Source organism: uncultured Streptococcus sp., assembly GCF_963456385.1.
Lineage (GTDB): Bacteria > Bacillota > Bacilli > Lactobacillales > Streptococcaceae > Streptococcus.
The window spans coordinates 37,886-58,985 of record NZ_CAUOLF010000007.1 but is presented as its reverse complement, the minus strand read 5'-3'; the positions used below and the strand labels follow the sequence as shown (position 1 = coordinate 58,985).

Sequence of the window (21,100 nt, the reverse complement as noted above, 5' to 3'; positions counted from 1 at the left end):
TATGCATATCGGTAAAAAGAAAAACCATAAGATAAGAATTCTTATCTTATGGCAATGGCTGCTTGATGATTCGGGTTAAACCAACTTCACACACACACGGTTTAACCTGCATCTAAAAGCATGAGAAATTTTGCAAGAGAACTTGCTTTGTATAGTATTTAAGAACGCAAGAACAAATGTTTTTGGCATCTGCTTTTTTGCGCCCCTTTTGACACAAAACTAAAACGTCCCTTATCAATCCTAGGATTGACTTAAGGACTGTTTACTAGGTTTATCAAATGGAGATACTGCTCAAAGCATCTAACTTAAAACATTAAGTTTGGTTCTATTGGTAAATTTTCCATGTACTAGCCTAACTTAAAAAGCTTAAAGAAACCTTAAAGGAAACTTTAAGCGAGGGAGATTTTTTTAAGAAAGCTGTTATCTATTAACGCATAGAAAGAATTGAAGGATTTTTACAAAAAAATCACAGACAGGAGAAACAAATGGCACTAATCGCTATATTGGTTCAATTCAATCTGATAACGGCAGCTCAAAAAGAAGAAATTCTTCAAGATATGCCACAATCAAACATGCAGTTAGAGAGATATCTAATCAGCAAGGGCTATGTGACAGAAGAAGATATGCTGAAAGTCATGAGTTACTATTACCGTGTACCTCATGTCAATCTATCACAATTTGTGATAGAAAAGGAAGCTGTCGAGAAGGTTTCAGAAAAAGTTGCTAAACGTCATGGATTGATTCCGATTGCCTTCACCGATGGAGAAGCGGATGAAGAACCGAAATTAATAGTTGCAATGGCAGACCCAAGCAACTATATCGCCCTAGATGACGTTAAAATCGTCTCTAAGATGGCGGTAGAACCTTATGTAACTTTTCGGGATGATATTGAGAAGTATATCGATCAATACTATTCTAAAGGAGAAGAAGCCCAACAGGCAGCGACCGAAATCGAAGGTTTTAATGTGGATGAAGAGATCGTTGAAGAAGATCTCGAAATCAAAAACGCTCCGGTTGTGCGTTTGATTGACTCGATTATCAGTCAGGCAATCAAGACGCGGACCAGCGATATCCATATTGAGCCCTTTGAAAAAGTTGTTCGTGTTCGTTTCCGGGTTGACGGAACCTTGGTGGAAAACATGCAGTTGAAAGCCAATGCTCACTCAGCCATTGCGACACGGATTAAGATCATGAGTGGTCTGGACATCGCCGAGCGGCGGATTCCTCAGGATGGACGGATTGAAACAACCATCGACGGCAAAGAAGTCGATATGCGGGTTTCAGTCTTGCCTACTGTATTCGGTGAAAAAATCGTTATTCGGATTTTGAGCCGGAATGCAACTCTCCTCAGTAAAGAGGAGTTGGGATTCTCGCCAACCAATCAGAAGCTCTTTGAAGATATTCTTAAGGCACCAGAAGGCATCATCTTGCTGACTGGTCCTACAGGAAGCGGAAAGACAACCACTCTCTACACAGCGCTCCGTGAGCTCAATGATGTAGGAAAAAATATCATCACTGTTGAAGATCCGGTTGAGTACCGATTGGAAGGGGTCAACCAAGTTCAGGTAAATAATAAAGCTGGACTGACCTTCGCGAGTGGTTTGAGAAGTATCCTGCGTCAGGACCCGGACATCGTTCTCTTGGGGGAAATTCGGGACGAAGAGACAGCTAGTATCGCGGTTCGGGCCGCTATCACTGGTCACGTCGTTCTCTCGACTATCCACACCAATGACACAGCTAGTACAGTCAACCGTTTGGTCGATATGGGCATCAAGCCTTATCTGGTCTCAACGGCGACTGTCGGTATTATCGCACAGCGCTTGATTAAGCGCATCTGTCCTAAGTGTAAGACTGAATACACTGTAGAAACAAATGAACATGCAGGTATCGGTATTCACAAGGGAGACACCTTGTATCGCGGACGCGGCTGCAACTACTGCAGCGGCACGGGATACTATGGACGTATTGCCATCCACGAAATCATGGCGGTGACAAGGGAGATTAAATCACTAATTAATGATGGTGGAACAACGTCACAGCTTCGAGCAGAAGCTAAGAAAAATGGTATGCGAGACTTGGCGGAGGAGGCCATTGATATCGCAAAACAGGGGACTACAACGATTGAAGAAGCAATGAAGATTGCCTTTAGTCTAGAAGGGGAAGTTTAGGATGAATTTGGATGAGTTAATTAAGCAGGCGATTGAAGCGGGTGCATCAGATATCCACTTCACGGTTGGCGCTGAGCCAACCATGCGTCTGCACGGGAGGTTAACACAACTCAACAATACAATTTTGACCAACGAAGACACGGTTCGCTTCACCAAGCATATTTTAAATGAGAAGCAGATTGCTCATCTTTTAGAAGTCGGTGAAGTGGACTGTGCCTACGAGGTCGACAATGGCTATCGCTTGCGGGTCAATATCTTTAAGCAGAAAAACAACTGCGGGATTGCCTTGCGGGTCATTCCCAAGGATATTCCATCTATGGAATCTCTGGGATTGCCACCAGTTATCAAAAAACTGGCTGAGAAACGCCGGGGGCTGATATTGGTTACCGGGCCAACAGGAAGCGGAAAGTCAACGACCCTGGCAACCATGATCAACTACATGAACAGCTTGCGGGACGAGCACATCATCACGATTGAAGATCCGATCGAATACATGCACACGCATAATAAGTGCTTGGTCAACCAGCGTGAGCTGGGAGCAGATACGCAGAGCTTCGGAAATGCCCTCCGCGGTGCCCTTCGTCAGGACCCGGATGTCATCCTAGTCGGTGAGATGCGGGATAAGGAAACGATTGAAATCGCCCTGCGTGCGGCGGAAACAGGTCACTTAGTTCTGTCAACCCTCCACACGGTCGGTGCGGTAAATACCATGGACCGGATTATCGACGTATTTCCAGCTGAGCAGCAAGAGCAGATCCGTGTACAGCTTTCAGCCGTTATGGAAGGGGTTGTATCGCAGCAGCTCATGCGTACAGCGACCGGCAAGGGGCGTGTAGCTGCCTTTGAAATCATGCTGGGAACACCCGCTATTCGCAACCTCATTCGCGAAGGGAAGACCCACCAACTGCTAACCCCAATCCAAACAGGGGCTCAGCTAGGCATGATTACCATGGACACTTCGCTCATGGGACTCTACCGTCGTAATGTCATCGACCAAAGAACGCTGCTGTCTTACTCAGTGGACCGCGCTCAAGTTGAAAAATCCCTAGGAATAGTGGGGTACTAGAGCATGACAGTATATGTTTGTAAATACTTAGACACTAGGCAAGGGGTCGTCACACTAGAGGTGGACGCTCCTAACCGGACAGACGCCGTCAATCGGATCCGTCTCAAAGGTAAGCCAATCAGTGTCGAAGAAAAGGTCATGGGCTCTAAGGAAATTACCCTTTTCCAAAGTAAGAAGATCAAGCTCAAGGACATATCGCTCTTCTGTAAGCAGATGTCGGTTATGTTAAACTCGGGTATCCCGCTCAACAATGCAGTGGATATCTTAGAGCAGCAGACAGATGCCAAAAACTTAAAGGCAAGTCTGAAGGTTATCAGCAAAAGCCTAAAAGAAGGTAGTCAGTTGTCCAAGGCCATGTTGGATCAGGAAGGGATGTTTCCCGATCTCCTGATCCGTATGGTACAGGCTGGTGAAAAGACTGGTAAGCTGGACGAAGTACTGGAAAAGATGTCTGAGCACTATAACAAAGAGCTCAAGACCAGTCGCCAGATTCGTGGGGCTATGATCTATCCCGCAGTCCTGGCCTTTCTAGCTGTGGCGGCAGTCTTGGCTTTGCTCTATATTGTTATTCCAAGTTTCTCAGGAATATTTGAGCAGAGTGGGATGGATATGCCGCTACCGACGCGTATTGTGCTAGCAGCTAGTAACTTTGTCCGCTCTTACTGGTATATCCTCTTCGGTGTGACGGGGATTCTAGTCTTCCTCTTCCTGCGCTATCGCAGCACAGAGGCAGGTCGCTATCAGCTGGACCGCCTTAAGCTTTGGCTACCGGTCATCAAGGGGCCGATGCAGAAGATTGTCACTGCTCGCTTTGCTAGCACCTTGGCTATCTTGACAAGTGCAGGTATCCCTCTGGTCGAGGCTATTGAGTCTGCTGCTGCAACGACCAACAACGCTGTCGTCATTGAAAAGATGAAGATAGCTAATGAAGGTCTGCAAAAAGGGGAACGTCTGACAGGGATGATTACCGCAACCGGTCTCTTCCCACCGATGATGCTCTCTATGGTCAAAATCGGTGAGGAGTCGGGGTCTCTGGAGTCCATGCTGATCAAGACATCAGATTATTATGAAGAAGAACTTGAAACAGCGATCAAACAGCTGCTCTCACTCTTGGAGCCTGCCATGATCATCGTCATGGGGGTTATCATCGGAGGTATCGTTGCCTCTGTCATGCTGCCAATGTTTGAGCTTGCTCACGCTGTGGATGCAGGATCTGGGGTGGACCAGTAGGAACGCATTCCGGAAAAGTTTAGGAGATAGCAGGGCAACTGCTCTGCAAAAAAAGTTAGGAAACCGTTCTGATGCTGGGAGTTTGTAGGGTCTCCCAGCTAGGAACAAAACAAATGCCCCTGTGGGCGAAAATAGTAAAAATTATGAAAAAATAGGAGATCTATTCAAAATGTTAAACAAATTGCAAAAATTCCGTCAGGATTTGAAGAAAAAAGGTAAAGGTTTTACCTTGGTTGAGTTGATCGTGGTAATCATCATTATCGCTATCATCGCAGCTGTAGCGATTCCAGCGATTACTGGATTCCAAGATAATGCGCGTAAGAGCCGTATTCAATCAGAACACCGCGAGTTAGTTTCAGCAGTTCAGTCCTTTATTGGAAGCCAAGATGATCCTGAAAATGCGAGCCTTACTAGTCTTAACCAGTTAGCCCCTTATATTTCTAAGAATGCTAAACAAGAAAGTGATTTGGCTTCAGCTTTGGCTAAAAACGATAAGAATCCAGCTCACAAGATTGACGGTGGTCAGTTGGTATCAGAGTTTATTCCAGCAGGAAAAACGAATTCCGATCCTAACTACAAACAATGGACTTATGATTGGAAAGCTCAAACAACCGCAACTAATGCACAAGGTGGCCATAATTAATCAAATCATCTAAGTAATGATGTATTAAAACCCTACATTTGAGAGATGTTAAAATTTAAAAATATAAAATGGCTATTTATCAGCCTTTATAAATAAAGAGATAGGAGAAAATATAATGTTAAACAAATTGCAAAAGTTCCGTCAGGATTTGAAGAAAAAAGGTAAAGGTTTTACTTTGGTAGAGTTGATCGTGGTAATCATCATTATCGCTATCATCGCAGCTGTAGCGATTCCAGCGATTACTGGATTCCAAGATAATGCGCGTAAGAGCCGTATTCAATCAGAACACCGCGAGTTAGTTTCAGCAGTTCAGTCCTTTATTGGAAGCCAAGATGATCCTGAAAATGCGAGCCTTACTAGTCTTAACCAGTTAGCCCCTTATATTTCTAAGAATGCTAAACAAGAAAGTGATTTGGCTTCAGCTTTGGCTAAAAACGATAAGAATCCAGCTCACAAGATTGACGGTGGTAAGCTAGTATCAGAGTTTATTCCAGCAGGAAAAAACAATTCCGATCCTAACTACAAAAAATGGACTTATGATTGGAAAGCTCAAACAAGCGCAACTGCTGCACAAGGTGGTCACAATTAATCATCAAATTATCTGAGTAAGATATTTGGATAGTTATTTCGATATAATTATGAAAAAGAATTAGGAGAGATATCATAGGATGTTAAGCAGTTTGCAAAAGTTCCGTCAGGACTTGAAGAAAAAAGGGAAAGGTTTTACCTTGGTAGAGTTGATCGTGGTAATCATCATTATTGCCATCATCGCAGCTGTAGCAATTCCTTCCCTCACTTCGTTTCAGGACAATGCACGCAAGACCCGTATTCAATCCGAACATCGTGAGCTAATGTCAGCGGTACAATCCTTTGTTGGAAGTCAAGAAAATCCAGAAGAAACTAAACTGGAGAGTCTTAATCAGTTGGCTCCTTATATTTCTAAGAATGCTAAACAAGAAAGTGATTTAGCTTCCGCTTTGGCTAAAAACGATAAGAATCCAGCTCACAAGATTGACGGTGGTCAGTTGGTATCAGAGTTTATTCCAGCAGGAAAAACGAATTCCGATCCTAACTACAAAAAATGGACTTATGATTGGAAGTCTCGTACAACAGCTAATAGTTAATTATTGAACTAACAATATGTAAAAGAGGCGATTTCTCTACTCCGACTGCTAAAGCAGTCGGATATTACCAAAGTAGTTGTCAGACTGTGACAGCTATTTTGGCAATATCAAAAGTAGAAAAGTATTAGGAGAGTAATAAAATGAAAGGCAAAAGAAGACAGGGCTCTACTCTGCCCATGGTTATCGTAACCATTGTATTACTAGTAGCTATGATTGGGATTTTGGCTTCCATTGTCGATACAGGGCAAACGCAGACTCAACGCATGTATAGCTATCTAAAAGCAAAGTACACAGCGACTTCTGGGACACAGTTGGCGTGGGGTGCGTATTTGGAAGCAGATCCTAAAAAAAATCCATCACAACTCTATCAAGAGTTTAAGAATAGAGCAAATAGTCCAACCCCTTCAAACATTCCTGTTAAATCAACTCATACATTTAAAGATGGTGGTGTAGCTGAGATTGAAATGAATGGGAAGCTTGAAAAAGGATTAAGAGGTCCAGAAAATTACTATATTACTATTAAATCAAGGTCTAAGTTGGCTGGAAGTAATGACTACTATGAGCATGTTGTCATTTTTAATTTCCAAAGTAGAGGTATTAGGTCGGAAGAAGGACACCTGAGAACAGTGAATAAGTAAAAATAAATTAGGTAGGAATGATGAAACAAATACAAAAAGGATTTACCCTAGTTGAGATGATTATGGCGATCATGTTGATGAGCATGATAGCAGTCATTATAGGCATTATCTTTAATACTATGTTTTCCGGACGAGAGCTAGTTGAACGTGAAGCCAGTATCCAAGCAGAGATGAGGACTTCCATGCAGTATGTAGATAGAACCATTGGTAAGGCAACTTCAATCTTTATTTTAGATGATAGTAAGTACCAAGGAAGTGAAAAAGGTTTGACTAAAGAATGGAGCTATATTGGTCTTTCTGAGGATGGTAAAAAAGTAAGGAATTATGTTTGGAACAAAAGTAAGCAAAACTGGGATATTACTGATTTAGGGACTAAGTCTCTCTATAATATGAAACTAGATTTAGAATTTAAAGCAGATGATTTATATAAAGATAATCGACTGATTAGTTATAATCTAACTGGTAAATATCCAGATACCAGTAACAAGTTATCTATTGATACTGCTATTTCTGCTCTCAATAGTAAGCAAGTTTTCTCCAAGGTTGCTAAAGGAAAGAAAGGAATTGCAATAGCTTATCGGAATGATCCGATTGAAGGACAAATGAATGTTTCTATATCTTTTGTTTTTGACAAATCAGGCTCCATGGCCTGGGATATGCTAGGAAAAGAGGTGGAAGAAACGAACCGACCGAGTCGAATGAAGATTTTAAAAGAGAAATCTATTGCAATGATGAAGGATTTAAAATCAATCGGTAATGTTAGTGTTAATTTAGTTGCTTTCTCAACTCTGGGGTCTTACGTTCAGGAAGATTTTTCTGAATTGGATAAAGGGACTACTACAATTGAAACAAGTATCAATAAATTAGATGAAGGGGGATACACTAACCCTGGAGATGGTTTACGTTATGGAATGGTAAGCTTACAAAAAAATCCTGCTCAACTCAAATATGTTGTATTATTGACAGATGGTGTACCAAATGCCTTTACTGCCAAAACTAATGATGTATCAAGTCGAAATCGTATAAAAGTTTATTATCCTAACGGTTATTATTGGATAAGATTTAATAATTCCACTTATGATTTAACAACTAACTTTACAAGTAATGAAGATTACGCAGCTTATGATCCATATTCTCAGGAAACCTTACGAAAACAATCTATAGAATATTCAGGAAAAGTATCACAAACTTTTGGAGCTGGAATTAAAAGGGTTAATGTTATCGGATTTTCTGGGAGGGAAGAAGATGTCCGCTATGGTCAAGATTTGACTAAAGCAATCAAAGAAGGTAAAACAGATGCTGAGTACACTTCAGCTGAAAATGAAGAAAAATTACAAGCTACTTTCTCTGATATTAAAAAGCAGATTCAGCAAGATCTCTGGTTTGTATCAGGACCCTAGAAAGGAGTAAGAATGAAAAAAGTAAAGAAGTATAGAGGGATTACGCTAGTTGAAGTATTGATTTCTCTAATTCTGATAGGAATTATTTCTGCTGGTCTTTTAACTTTCTTTGCTGGAAGTTTTAACAACATTCTTCGTCAGCGGGGACAAAATACTACGAATTTTGATATTCAGGAGGCTTTTGAAACAGAGTTGGCCGAAATTAAGAAAAATGGTGGTCAAGGAACGGATGTTGAAGCTTTTAATTATAAAATTGGTAGTGGTAATACCCAAAATATCAATGTTACAGGCAAAATACTATCTTATAAAGATAATAAAATTAAGAATATTCATCTATTTGCAGCCAATGTTAGTGAGACGATGCTAGAACTTCCGAGTGATTTAGCCGTGTCTATTCAAAACTCGAAAGGTTTTTATTATGTTGGTGAAACTACTCCAGCTGGAACAGCAGGGCTCAAAGATAATAAACAGGATAGTAGAACTCGTATCTATACTGAGTCTGGCTGGTTTCTCAGCGATCGAAGTATCGGTTCTGGAGCGACTGGAATTGTTCCAGTAGGAACGATAGGAACGCTTGGGGATAACAGCGTTTCTCAGTTAGTTCTCCCGGAGATGCCAACAGATTTTCGTCAGCAATCAAATCAAGAATCTGGCATATATATTAAAGACAACATGCGTGGACGTTTTCTTACGTTTGCTGCACGCGCAATTAATTCTTATGGACGTGTTGGTAGTTATCAAGAAGCTAAAAATCGCATATGGGTAATGGGGTTGCCAGAAGTAGAAAACGGATATCAATATTTAGATGTTCATACTGATGCAGATTTGGCTGTATTAAGCAGCGATAGTAAAAAAAAGATTCGCATACCTACAGACAATAAATTATATACAAATGTTGAAGTCCTTAATTATAAAAGGCCTACAGATATACCTTATTCTAATATTTCAGTGCTGAGTTATTATGAAGATATAATAAAACAGTCACGTCAGTTCATTGCTCTAAGAGATAGTCAAGATGATCAGAGACAGAGTAAACAAGAGATGGCCTTTACCAGGGATTTCAGTGATTCTAAATCGTATACAACCTCTATTCTTATCGGGAACAGAAACCAATCAGGAAAGTTATTAACCTATAAATTTGATAATACATTGACGTGGGGAATCAATCTGCAGGCAGATGGGAATTTAAATTTTATTACAACGGGGACAGGTGAAATTGCTAGTGACGGACAACAAACTTCATCTGTGAAGATAGATTACAGTAAAGACAATTCTATCCAAGTTCGGAGTTCAACTATTGGGAAAAAAGTAAATATTGAAGTTTTCGTTAATGGAACATTGATTCATAGCCAGATAATACCACTGAATGATCATGATGCCCAAAGAGCACAAATAGTGTTTGGTGGCAATACCTATATAAATGAATTCGCCATATACACAAAAGCTTTGAGGGATACGGATATAAATAAACTTGCCGTCTACTTCCGTGATAAGTATAAGGCGAGCTAATAGGGAAATAGTTTTTAGGAAAAATAAGGGAGATTAGGAGATTATGGCAAAAAATATGTTTTCGTCCAAGGGGCGCAGAAGAGCTCTGGACGAAGAAGATAATGAGAAAAAAGGCTCATTTTTAGGAAAATTAAATAAACCGCTCTTCTCATCAAAAGGGAAACATAAAGAACACTTATCTATTCAAGGAGTTCAGATCAAGTCAGACCGTCAAGAAGACTTTGACGATGAGGAAAAGTCAACAGCAAAAGGGAGCTTCTTAACCAAGCTCAACAAGCCGCTCTTTTCTAAGAATAGTGGCAGTGATGACATGCCTGCTAAGTCTGGAAATCGTTCACTCTTTGCTAAGAAAGGCAGTGGTGCAGCGAGCCAACCGGTTACTAGAATGCATGCACCTTACACTATGTTTGGCAAGCCAATCAAGGGCAATCTGATGGCCATTGACTTCACTGACGAATCAGTCTATCTGGTTGTTGCCAGACAGAAGCGCAATGAGCTGGAGATTATCAAGATGGCGTCTGCCAATCTGCCAGAAGGTGTTGTACTGAATAGTGAGATTATCGACCCGATTACTCTCAAAAACATTATCAGCGACCTGATGGAGCAGCATGCTATCACTGCTAAGTATGCTTTCTTTGCTCTGGGCAATACCAATATCATCGCCCGTTCGGTTGATGTGGCAGCTAGTGTGCAGAATGATGAGGATATTGAGGGCTTGGTATCTTACGAGCTCCAGCAATACCTGGATATTGATCCGACTTCTTATGTTATTCAATTTCAAGAGCAGGAGTCTAATTCAGCTTTTCCGCTTGATGAAGATACTCGCTCACTCATGGTCTATGCTGTGCCAAAAGGCGTGGTAGAGCAATATCTGGGCTTGGCTGAGAATTTGAAGCTGACACCTTATGTCTTTGACCTTCAGTCTAATACCTTTGAAAAATGGCTGGAACGCGTTCAGGCGGTTAACAATCGTGCCAAGAAGCTGACCAAGGAAAATGTCGGTATGGTACATCTGAGCAAGAGCTTCATTGGTGTCTATCTCTACTCGGAAGGCAAGTTTGTGACTAGTAACTATCTCAACCGTGGCTACAAGGACATCCTGAGCTATGCAGACGATGCTAGTCTTTTGCAAAAGCTTCCAGCAGTGGCTTCAGATGATCTGGACACAGGTCTCTTGAAGAGAGCCTTGGATGAGTGGGTGGCTGATGCTAAGAACCACATTCTTAATACTGAAAACTTCTTTAGCGGGTCAACTGGTCTCAACATTGACAGTTTCTACGTCTTTGGTGACCAGGACATTTGCTGGCAGTTAGCAGCTATTTTGAAGCAGAACATGAATCGGGAATTCATCTCAATTGATAATGTAGATTATGAGAATGTACTGTGGGAAGGTTCTGCCGAGTTTAATGCGGAGTTCATTCCGGCTACAGCCATGTTGATTAGGAGAGCGAACTAATGCGGAGAGATTTAAACTACTTTTCAAAATATCATGTGGCACCGGCTAAGGCCAGTCCACTGAAACTTGCTGCTATTTCCGCTTTTGCTGGGATTGCAGCGATTATGATTGTGCTGATTGGCTTCTTCCAGTTTAGCGCTATGCACCTCCAAGGCGAGATTGACCGAGCGGAGCAGACGCTCAAGAGTCCAGAAATGGCTCAAGAGCTGAAGGCAGTCTCTGAGACTGAAGATAAGATTGTTACGGTCAAGAATGACGAACTTCTCTTTACCAGTCTGGAAGGCGACTTCCGCCGCCTGCACCGAGTAAACAAAGCCTTTATGGACTTCCTTAATAAAAACGTGACACGGAACCTGGTCTTTGACGATATCAAGATTAATAACGACAATGTAGAAATCAATGGTTCGTCTCAAGAGCATCTTTCTATCGCTAAGTTTGAGGAAGAGCTTCGTAAGTCTGAGAAGTTTAACCATATTTTTGTGGATAACATTACTCGCGAGGAAAAGGATAACAATACAGTGTACAAGTTTAACATTAAAATTTTGACGAAGGATGTAGATTTCAATGAAGAGCAAAAATGAGAAAGAAAAGAAAAAAATCCTGAGTAATTTAAATGAGCGTGACAAGAAATTGTTGGCCTGTGTTGGAGGAGTAGCGGTACTTGCTGGTGGTGGGTATCTGGTAACAAATTCTTATACACGGATGGCGCAGTTAGCTGAAGAGCATGCAACTATCTCTACAGAGTTGGAAGGCAAGAATGCCAAGATTAGTCAGAGGAAGTCTCTTACCAAGCAGCTCCAAACTTTGAATGCTAAGACTCTGGATCAGGCTAAGAAATACTATGGTACGACTAATCAAGGGGAGTTCATCTTCTTGATTGACAAGTTGGTCAACGAAAGCGGTATTAAATTCAAGTCTGTCAACTACACTGAGAGCACAGAGTTGGAACTCCAGCAGGAGGGATTAGCTGCAACTTCATCTAAGGGTCAAAACTCCAACTCTTCTGGTACGACTAGCAGTTCAAGCTCAAGTGAGACATCTTCTTCATCCAGTACGACCTCTAGCTCGTCTGGTACATCGTCCTCATCTTCATCAAGCAGCAGCTCTTCATCAGATGCCAATACTGCAACAACAACGGCAGCTAATACAGCGACACCAGGGAACGGAACAACCAATAATACGAACATCACGCAGATGACAGCGGACATTGAGTTCGAAGGAACTTATACACAGGTTCTGAAATTGTTGGAATTGATTGATGGCAATCAACAAAAAATCGTTTCCAGCGAGCTGGAATTGGGCGGAAAGAAAAGCCTGTCTAGCACTGAGGAGAATAAAAACCCAGAATTGACCAGCGGTAAAATCAAGCTGCGCTTCTATCAGGTTAAAGACGTTGAGCGCTATGTGACCTTAGAGAGCAATGTCGATAAGACGCCGATTCAGTTTGCAAACTGGCAGTCTCCATTTGCGATTCCAACGTGGCAGGCAGGTTCTATATCTGTAACGACAGCTGGTGGCGGCACTGATGCAACTGGCAATAAGGGCAGTTTGGGGGCCGCAACAACCAATACAACTAGCAGCGCGAATGCTAACAGCAGTACCAATCTGGCTCCGTCTTATCTGGAGCAGCTTAGCACTCAGTCTAGTCGGAACGATGGTCTGTCAGCTTATTACAATTCATCAACTATCTACCGCTTCGAATCACCACTGAAGCTGATTCAGTCAGGCGGCAGCAATCAATATGATGTGACGGTTGACAATACGGACTTCCTTGAGGGTTCAGGTTCCAATGTGGTTAAGATTCCAGCAACCAAGTCTTCTACTATGTATGAAATGGAATTTGCAGCACCGTATGTATCCTTGAACAATAAGCCGGATGCTATCAGCTTCTCTCTATCTCTGTCTAATCAATGGCAGGGTAAGATTGGCTTGATTGTCAAGAATGCCAGTGGGCAGAAAATTTACCTTCATGTCATTCGTCCAAACAGCTGGACTGGCTGGCGCGAAGTTAGCTTCGATCCTGAAAACATTCCAGGATTCAGCTATCCAATGACTATTGTGGGTTACTACTTTGAAACTCCAAGCGGAGAAAGCCCTGAAACGACTATGAAGCTGGATAACCTATCTGTGAACAACTTGGTAGTCAGCTAAAATACTTTGAAAAAATACCAAATAAGTCTATGGTTTAAAATTTCAAGAGCATGAGTAAATTTTTCTTAAAAAAATGCTAAAAACCAAGTTATTAGACTAGTATTCACGGTGCATTTATAGTAAACTAAAACATAGAGATATTTGAAGTATAATACAAGCAAACTCAGAATAGACGCCCGAGTCTATTTTGGGTTTTAATGGAGTTTATGGAAAAACAAAATCAAGACTGGTTTTGCATTGAAAAAGTTTAATATCATTTAGAAAGTGGGGGGTGTCGAAAATATTCAAATGGCATATTTTTTACCTTTTGGAGCAGGGCTAATAGCGCTGCATACGATTAGCATTTTATTTGTTTCTAGGATTTCATTAATAAAGCGCCTTTTTCTCGTAGTATGGGTCATGCTATTTGCGATTGGTGCTCCATTCCTCTTTCAACAAGTTCCCGGCATAGCCTTTGTTGGACTCTGTGCTTTGGCCTTGGCAGTCTATATGGTGCTGCTCTTTTCACAGGAGCTAGCTCCAGTCAAGAAGAGAGCAACTGCTTCAGCGCGAAGCAGAAGCCAGAAGCATACCAAGAGCACACGCAAGAAAGCGGAAGTGACGAGCGCAGGCTTGTCATCTGCTAGGGATTTGAACTTATCCAATGCTTCAACCGGTAGGATGAGAAAGGAAAGTAAAGAAAGGGTTCAGGCTGAGGAAAGTCCGGCAAGGCAGAGAGTATCTGCTTCTGGTCGCACCCTGGCAGACCGTTCTATCAAAAAGGATATGACAAGATTTGAGAAAGTAAAACCTCTCTACCCTGTTGATAATCTGGCTACAGCTCCTGCCTTTGGAGAATACGAGCCAAACAGTCAGCTAGCGGCAGCTGAGGTCGGTATGGTGGGTATGGACCACAGCGCACAAAAGGCCAATGATGAATTTTTGCAGTCCCTGCTTCATCACCGAAAGGGTTCTACTAAGATTAAGGTGGCCAACTCTCTGATTCAGCCTACGGAAGCAAATGCAGCCGGCAATCAAGGCTATACAGATATAGATGATCCAGCCTTTGAGACTGCTGTTCTGTCTAAGATTAGACCGATGTCCTATACGGAGTCTAGCTATGGCAACTTCAGACCGCAGGCGGTTGAGGTGACAGGTGTTGTTTCTCAAGATGAGGAAGAATTCTTCACTGAGCAAGAACAAGCTCAGCAGCCAGTGGCAGAAGAAGTAGGCAACAGCCTGGAAGATGTTTTTGCTGCTACGGGAGATATCAAGCCAGTTAGAGCGGAAGAGTCAAGAGCAACAAACAGCTTAGAATCTCTCTTCTTTGCTGATTCAGACACTGAGCCACAAGCTAAGATGGATTCAGCCTTCAGCCAAGCTGCTGCAGAGCCAGAATTTTCTGCTTCTGAAGAGTCTATGGTTAGCCGTGATCGCGCTGATATTCAGGGTTATCAAGATATTCTCAGCCAGATTCAGCATGATTTGCTGGGATCTGAAGAGGAAGATTTAACTGCTGAAGTCGCAGAGACTTGGGAGGAAGAAAGTAGCTTCGAACCTGCATCAGAAACGTTTGAGTTTGAAGCAGCCGCTGAACCAGCAGTTGTTCAATCAGTTTCTGAAGACGCACTTTGGACACAGGCTGAGCCTATCCAAGAAGCAGTTGCAGATGAAACAGAAGAAGACTTGCTCAAGGGAATTGCTGACATCCTCAAAGCTGAGGAAGCACAAGTCAAAGCTGCTCCGGTCGTTCCGGCTACAGATGAGACAGAAGAAGATTTGCTTCAGAAAATCACTGATATCCTCAAGGCTGAGGAAGCGGCAGAAGCAAGACCAGCTGCAGCAACTGCGGGAGATAAAGAAGTCTATTTCCAATTCCTCCTACTGGAAAGTCAGGAATTATTGGCTTCTAATGCAGTTCAAGAAGCTGAGAGCTATCTGAAAGAAATTGTCCAAGGCAGCTCAGATCAAAATCTTCGTCAAGAAGCGTTCAACATGCTGGACAAAATCGTGAAAAATTAATACTATATAAACATACAATTGATTGTAATCAATTAGAAGGGTTTTAGGGGAAATTATGAAAAGTTGTAAAACAATCACAGGGACCGTTGTCATTGAGATTGAAAAAGGGATGGGACTGGGTGAAGTCCATGAAGTCTTTGTTGACGAGGGGGTCAATCTGACTTTTGTCATTAAGTCAAAGCAGTCTGAACAGCCTTTTGCCTTGCTGTCTAGCAAGAACATCCAAGGTATCGGTGACTTTGCGGTCATGGTAGAAAACAGCTCAGTTTTTCAAGAGCTGGAAGAATCTGATCTGAAGGTCTTGAACGACAAACAGGGTAGCGTCTTTGACGAAATCGTCATCACAATTGATGGAAACAAGGTGGGAACTGTTGTTGACTATCATATTGACGAAAAAAATGAAATTGGCTACTTGGTGGTTGATTCTGAAGATGCCAGCGAGGAAATTCAGATTCCTAAATCACGCATCTTGATGATTGGTAAAGAGTATATCATCCTCAATGATGAAAAAAAGACAGCTCCTCATCTTGAAGCAGATGTAGAGATGGGCCGTCTGGCTGCAGCAGATCTGCTCCATGAGACTGAAGCTGCAAAACCTGCTGAAAAAATTGAGGAAGTAGTTGCTGAAGCACCTGTATTCGAGCCAGTTGTAGATGAAAAAGTAGATGTAAAAGAAGAAGCTGCGACAGATTTGACAGAGGCCTTGGCTGCTGTAGGTCTGGGAGCTGCTGCTTCTGATTTGGAGTTTTCTGAAGCAGTCGTAGAGACAGCAGAAGAGCCAGAAGTCCAAGACTTGGTACAAGAAAAGACAGCTCCAGCTGAAGAAGAAGTTGATGAAACAGATGCAGCGCTGAGTCTGGATGCTGCTTTGGAAGAAGTATTGGCAGCCCCTGCTGAGGAAGTAGAAACAACTATCAGCACAGCGCCAGTTGCTGAGGAAGACTCTGCAGCAAAGAAAGCTGTTAACGACTTTATCGATCGGCAAAAACGTCTTCTAGTGGGCAAAACACTGCAAAAAGATCTTGTTAATGCAGATGGAGGAGTTATCCTGAATGCCGGAGATACTGTTTCAGATGACATCATTGATTTTCTTCGCCGTATCGACCGTAAATTCCTTATCCGCTTAGCTGAATGCGTAGTATAAGGTTGGGATGAGATTCATGTCAAGAAGAAAAAGAAAGGTTTCATCAAAATATCAAAAACTACTTCCAGCAGCGACACTTGCTGCCTTTCTGCTGGGTAGTTTATTTTATGTCATTTTTGTCTTTAATCCAACGATTGACCTGAGTATCAATGGCCGCCCCTCTATGAAGGTTCGCTCTCGGAGCGAAGCTGAGATTGAAGTTTACAGAGAACTGCCCTATAAGGCTACATTTCAGCTGTCTACAGGGCAACACTTCTCTGTAGATATGCGCTTTTTAGGACTGAGCTATTTCACAGAAGAAGAGCTCAAGCGGCTGGATAATATCTCAGCCAAGACAGTTTGGGATAAGTTTACACCGTTTTTCGATACCAAGGAAAACCTGCAGATTTCCATCTATCCCAATCGACTCTTTTGGCTCAGACCTTTAAATGATGTCTTGGCTGCCCATCCTGATGTTCTCAGTCAGCTTCCAACGACCAATCATCTGGTCATGGACGGCGAGTCTAACGTAAAGGTGGGAGACAAGTCTAATGGCTATAAGATTGACCCTGCTGCTTTTATCCAAGCATCTGAGGAGATTGCCAAGACTGGTAAATTTGATGATGTCAAGGTTGAGAGCACGCCTGTCGAAGCAGAAGATCAGAGTGAGCTTCTGAGCCAATATACGCACTTTATAGAGCGTAAGGAAGTACCTCTGCCGACTAACGCTGCCCAAGCTCAAAACATGAAGACAGCTTTTTACAAGCTGCAGAATGTTTACTTGGCTCCTGGTGAGACCAAGTCTATCTCAGAATTGCTGGGCGCTTTGAATGCGGAGTCTGGCTATCTGCCAGTCAAGGGCAAGGATAATAAAGAAGTTTACGGTCAGGGTGCTGAGCAGATTGTAGATGCCATTCAGCAGCTCGCCTTTTCACGGACCAATGTTATTTCCTATCGAGGACAGTATTTCAACATCGGGACACCTGCTGAAGGTTTGACCGAATTGACCATTCAAAACAATACAGAAACAGATATGGTGTTTTCATTAAGTTTGGAGGAGGGGCAAGTATCCATCATTTTGGCATCTAAGTGATACTCAAGGAAAGTCGAAGTTTGCCATAGTCACCTGAGATTTTCAAAGAGTATAAAAAGGGAAAAATTATGATTGCAAGTTTAGTATTTATATTAGGTGTCGTATTTGGGAGCTTTTTCAATGTCGTCATCTACCGTGTACCGCTGGAAAAGAGCATTGCCAAAGGTCGGTCTATGTGTCCGTCCTGCGGTCATGTCTTGACTTCGGTGGAGCTGATTCCGGTTGTGTCGATTATCATGCAGGGCTTTAAATGCAAGCACTGCAAGGAGCAGATTTCACCGCGCTATCTCATTGTGGAGCTCCTGACGGGTCTGCTCTGGTTGGCTTCTTATCTGATCTTTCAAGATCAGGGGCCATGGATGGTTGTTTCAGCCTGTCTCTTGGTGTCGCTTTGTCTCATTATTGGTTATATCGATTTTGATACTCAGTACATCTCGGACTCGGTTCTGCTGGTTTTCTGGCTGGGCCGCATGGCTGTTACGTTTTTTACCAATGAGTTTAATTGGGAACTGCTCCTTTCACTGCTAGTCGGCGCTGGCCTCTACTCTCTCATTTATTTTGGGGCCAAGGCTTATTACAAGAAAGAGGCTTTCGGGATGGGAGACATTCTCTACTTAGCTGCTCTGAGCAGTTGGTTTAGCCCCTTGAATACGCTGATTTTGGGATATGGTTCTTTCTTTGTGGCTGGAGCGATTCTCTTAATCGCAACCATCTTTAAGAAATTCAAATTTAAGTTGAAAGAAGAAGTCCCTTTTGGTCCTGCTATGAGTATCATGGCGGTCGTCCTATATTTCTGGGGAGGAATCTAGGAAACCAAAAGCGACATAGAAATGGATAGAAAAAATGTTTAGGAAGAAAAAAGTTATCATAGCATTAGCGACAGCTACTGTTCTTTCAGGCAGTGTGTTGCCTGTCAGCCGCCTAGCGGCAAATGAAAAGGCCAGTTTGGATCCATCTTTAGTGCAGGTGTCAGATCAGTTTCAGGCTAAGAAAACAGGAGCAGTCGTCTTTTCAGAAGATGTAACAGTGCCAAGCACAGTGTCAGCTGATTTCATTGATAGTCGTCTGGCTGGCACGCCGATGGCTGGATTGGGAAAAGCTTTCAAAAAAGCAGAGAAAGATCATGGAGTTAATGCAATTTTTCTCGTAGGGCTGGCTATTCACGAATCGGATTACGGCCGCAGTCAGATTGCTCAGGCCAAGCACAACCTGTTTGGTTTCATGGCTTATGACTCCAGTCCTTTTTCCAGTGCAGGAAATTTCGCAACATTTGACGATGGTATAGATACAGTTGCCCGCTATCTCAGCGAGCACTATCTCAAGCCTGGCGGTCAGTTCTACAATGGTAAGAGCATGGCTGCTATCAATGTAAGATACGCATCTGACAAAACTTGGTCAAGCAAGATTATGATTCGTATTCGAAATTTTTTGAAAAAAGGTTAAGGTGGCTGGGACAATCATGTCTCAGCTTGCTTTATTATAGAAAGAATTTCTTTTGGTGAGGTGATTGACGGGGTTTTTCTTGTTCTATGGGGCTCTAAAAATTCCTAATCATCCTCTCAGGACTAAAAAATAAAAACTTGCTTCTGCGACATCGTCTTTTATGGCGAAAAATGACTTAATTAGGGGATTTATGAAAAGAAAGTTTGATGTAAGCGATGTTTTAAAGGAAGCCTGGGGACTGACTGTTGATTACTTTTTTGTATGGACAGCAGGGCTTGCTATCATTCAACTGCCATTTTTTATTCTGGGGCTGTTAATTCTATTTTTTTCTCCATTGACTTCTACATTTCTTCCAAGTATAATTCTGCTGGGATTTCTATGTTCTTTTGTGATTGCTTATATCCATAAGTTTTCCTTGACCATGGTTCGTAATCCGCAGATGGTGCGAAGAAACTTTTGGAGGGCTGTTGGCTACAGTATTTCTGATGGCTTTTTGGGGCGTTTGCTTTCTATGTCTATTTACGTCTTCATGTTTTTCTTGGCTATGTTACTTCTTTTTGTATACTTCTATAATGTCTTGATGTCAGATGCAAATTTTCAAGAGATTATGGGAACTTGGATGATTTGGGTTGCAAAAAATCAAGAGAAGATAGCTAGCATGCTCTTCCTGATTTTTTTGATAGCACCAATGTTTAACTTGGTATTCCATTTGTTTTACAGCTATTTTATCGTCTCTCACTTCTTCTTGTTGCCCTATATTATTCAAGATACCAACTCCTCTGATAACCTCTTGCGTCCTCTGTCAGCTTTTGGCAGCTTGGGCAAGTCTTTTTCTCGTATGAATGGTCAGAGGGGGCGTTACTTACTGGTAGAGCTTGTCTTAAAGCTTATTCCTGTAGTATTGGGTCTGATAGAAGTTTTGAGTTTACTTTTTAGTGCTGGTGTGTCTAATATTGTGGGAATGATTGTTAGTATGATAAATGGCTTTTTGCTGATTTATGCTTTGGCAGCCCGCTCGGTTATGGCCGACATCCTGATGTCTTATGATCGGGAAATAGTTAATTTTGGAGATTAATATTTATGAAAAAATTAGAAAGGGTTTTAGGATTTAGGATAATGAACGATGAATGATGTAAAAGTAACAAGGGTTTTCAGAGAAGCTTGGATTTTTGTTACAGAATATTATTTTGTCTGGCTGAAAGGCCTTTTGCTGGTCGGAATCCCGCTTGCAGTGCTGGGCTGGTTTCTTTTTCCGCTGGTTTCGAGTTGGTCTTACCGGTCCATTTTAGTCTTGACCTGTTTGGCTTTTATAATTGCCTTCGGTTTTGCTTACGTCAATAAATTTGCCTTGACAATGATACGAAATCCGCAGATGGTTAAGCTCTATTTTGGCTATGCGGTTTGGTACAGTATCTCAGATGGCTTGCTTACTCGCCTCTTTTATTCCTTCATTGTCAGTGCAGTCCAGGTTCTGATTTTGTACATGGGTTGGTCGGCAATCGGCATCAATCTTGGGGTTGCTAGTCTCTTTGCCTTTTATCGGAGAGCAGTAAGTCCAGAGGCCATTGTAATTTTCCAGTTTCTTTTTCCTTTCTTGTTCATGGTTTTTTACCTGCTCTTCACTTATCTGGTTGATTCGCACTTCTTTTTGCTGTCTTATATCATTCAGGATACTAGCTCAAGAGACAATCTGGCCAAGCCGCTTTCTTTTTATGGCTGTTTGAGAAAGTCAGTCCTGTTGATGAAGGAGCGCAGGGGTCGTTATGTTCTGCTCAGCTTTTTTCTAGCTTCTTTTGGTGGGCTGATTGGCTTGGGCACTCATCTCCTAATGGATCTGATAAGGCAGTATATTGGTCCCTTGCTGGGGGAACTGGATGATTTACTTGGCCTGATTCAGATGATTCCTGTCCTAGTTTTCAGTAGCTTTTACTGTGTATTTGTTCTGGTTGTTCGGACAGTTTTTGCTGATACTCTGATGGAAAATGATACGGAAGTGGTGGATTTTGGTGATTAAGTCAGGCAGTTGCAAGACCAGACAATACTTGATAGAAACAA

General features: G+C 42.2%; 19 protein-coding genes. All 19 read left to right on the top strand.

The genetic code is table 11. The features are described 5' to 3' along the window. Window positions 1-485: 485 nt before the first annotated feature. Window positions 486-2,168, top strand: coding sequence for a GspE/PulE family protein (locus tag RP262_RS04125; protein ID WP_125408847.1), 1,683 nt, complete (start codon window positions 486-488; stop codon window positions 2,166-2,168). A gap of 1 nt (window position 2,169) precedes the next feature. Further along, window positions 2,170-3,234 (top strand): type IV pilus twitching motility protein PilT, encoded by a 1,065-nt coding sequence (locus RP262_RS04120; protein ID WP_002899359.1) that lies wholly within the window; start codon window positions 2,170-2,172, stop codon window positions 3,232-3,234. 3 nt (window positions 3,235-3,237) lie between these two features. Further along, on the top strand, window positions 3,238-4,464 hold the full coding sequence (locus RP262_RS04115) for a type II secretion system F family protein (protein ID WP_125378295.1): 1,227 nt from the start codon (window positions 3,238-3,240) through the stop codon (window positions 4,462-4,464). A gap of 169 nt (window positions 4,465-4,633) precedes the next feature. Next, window positions 4,634-5,107, top strand: a complete 474-nt coding sequence (locus RP262_RS04110; RefSeq protein WP_311154397.1) for a prepilin-type N-terminal cleavage/methylation domain-containing protein — start codon at window positions 4,634-4,636, stop codon at window positions 5,105-5,107. A gap of 115 nt (window positions 5,108-5,222) precedes the next feature. After that, on the top strand, window positions 5,223-5,696 hold the full coding sequence (locus tag RP262_RS04105; RefSeq protein ID WP_311154396.1) for a prepilin-type N-terminal cleavage/methylation domain-containing protein: 474 nt from the start codon (window positions 5,223-5,225) through the stop codon (window positions 5,694-5,696). Between the two features lie 79 nt (window positions 5,697-5,775). Further along, window positions 5,776-6,231 carry a prepilin-type N-terminal cleavage/methylation domain-containing protein gene (locus RP262_RS04100; protein ID WP_311154395.1) on the top strand — a complete coding sequence of 152 codons (456 nt, stop codon included), beginning with the start codon at window positions 5,776-5,778 and terminating at the stop codon, window positions 6,229-6,231. A gap of 140 nt (window positions 6,232-6,371) precedes the next feature. Beyond that, entirely contained in the window at window positions 6,372-6,869 is a 498-nt protein-coding gene (locus RP262_RS04095) for a hypothetical protein (RefSeq protein ID WP_002908293.1), read from the top strand. Between the two features lie 17 nt (window positions 6,870-6,886). Next, window positions 6,887-8,269, top strand: coding sequence for a VWA domain-containing protein (locus RP262_RS04090; protein WP_002908291.1), 1,383 nt, complete (start codon window positions 6,887-6,889; stop codon window positions 8,267-8,269). Window positions 8,270-8,281: 12 nt separating this feature from the next. Beyond that, on the top strand, window positions 8,282-9,778 hold the full coding sequence (locus RP262_RS04085; RefSeq protein WP_311154394.1) for a prepilin-type N-terminal cleavage/methylation domain-containing protein: 1,497 nt from the start codon (window positions 8,282-8,284) through the stop codon (window positions 9,776-9,778). Between the two features lie 43 nt (window positions 9,779-9,821). Then, a complete protein-coding gene (gene pilM / locus RP262_RS04080; protein WP_061603054.1) occupies window positions 9,822-11,234 on the top strand; it encodes a pilus assembly protein PilM in 1,413 nt (470 codons plus the stop codon). Beyond that, a complete protein-coding gene (locus tag RP262_RS04075) occupies window positions 11,234-11,815 on the top strand; it encodes a PilN domain-containing protein (protein WP_002894178.1) in 582 nt (193 codons plus the stop codon). The genes pilM and RP262_RS04075 overlap by 1 nt, the downstream gene beginning before the upstream one ends. Next, window positions 11,799-13,385, top strand: coding sequence for a hypothetical protein (locus tag RP262_RS04070; RefSeq protein WP_311154393.1), 1,587 nt, complete (start codon window positions 11,799-11,801; stop codon window positions 13,383-13,385). The genes RP262_RS04075 and RP262_RS04070 overlap by 17 nt, the downstream gene beginning before the upstream one ends. Before the next feature lie 264 nt (window positions 13,386-13,649). After that, complete coding sequence (locus RP262_RS04065) at window positions 13,650-15,386, top strand: MFS transporter (RefSeq protein WP_311154392.1); 1,737 nt, start codon at window positions 13,650-13,652, stop codon at window positions 15,384-15,386. A gap of 55 nt (window positions 15,387-15,441) precedes the next feature. After that, complete coding sequence (locus tag RP262_RS04060; RefSeq protein ID WP_311154391.1) at window positions 15,442-16,530, top strand: hypothetical protein; 1,089 nt, start codon at window positions 15,442-15,444, stop codon at window positions 16,528-16,530. 7 nt (window positions 16,531-16,537) lie between these two features. Beyond that, a complete protein-coding gene (locus RP262_RS04055; RefSeq protein WP_042763105.1) occupies window positions 16,538-17,602 on the top strand; it encodes a VanW family protein in 1,065 nt (354 codons plus the stop codon). A 68-nt stretch (window positions 17,603-17,670) separates the two neighbouring features. Further along, entirely contained in the window at window positions 17,671-18,411 is a 741-nt protein-coding gene (locus RP262_RS04050) for an A24 family peptidase (protein WP_023917077.1), read from the top strand. Window positions 18,412-18,445: 34 nt separating this feature from the next. After that, window positions 18,446-19,045: a glucosaminidase domain-containing protein gene (locus tag RP262_RS04045; RefSeq protein ID WP_002894168.1), complete on the top strand. Its 600-nt coding sequence runs from the start codon at window positions 18,446-18,448 to the stop codon at window positions 19,043-19,045. Between the two features lie 160 nt (window positions 19,046-19,205). Further along, complete coding sequence (locus RP262_RS04040; protein ID WP_311154390.1) at window positions 19,206-20,120, top strand: hypothetical protein; 915 nt, start codon at window positions 19,206-19,208, stop codon at window positions 20,118-20,120. 48 nt (window positions 20,121-20,168) lie between these two features. Then, the gene (locus RP262_RS04035) at window positions 20,169-21,059 is read left to right on the top strand and encodes a hypothetical protein (RefSeq protein ID WP_002919950.1); all 891 of its coding nucleotides are present in this window, start codon (window positions 20,169-20,171) and stop codon (window positions 21,057-21,059) included. The last annotated feature ends 41 nt before the right edge of the window (window positions 21,060-21,100 follow it).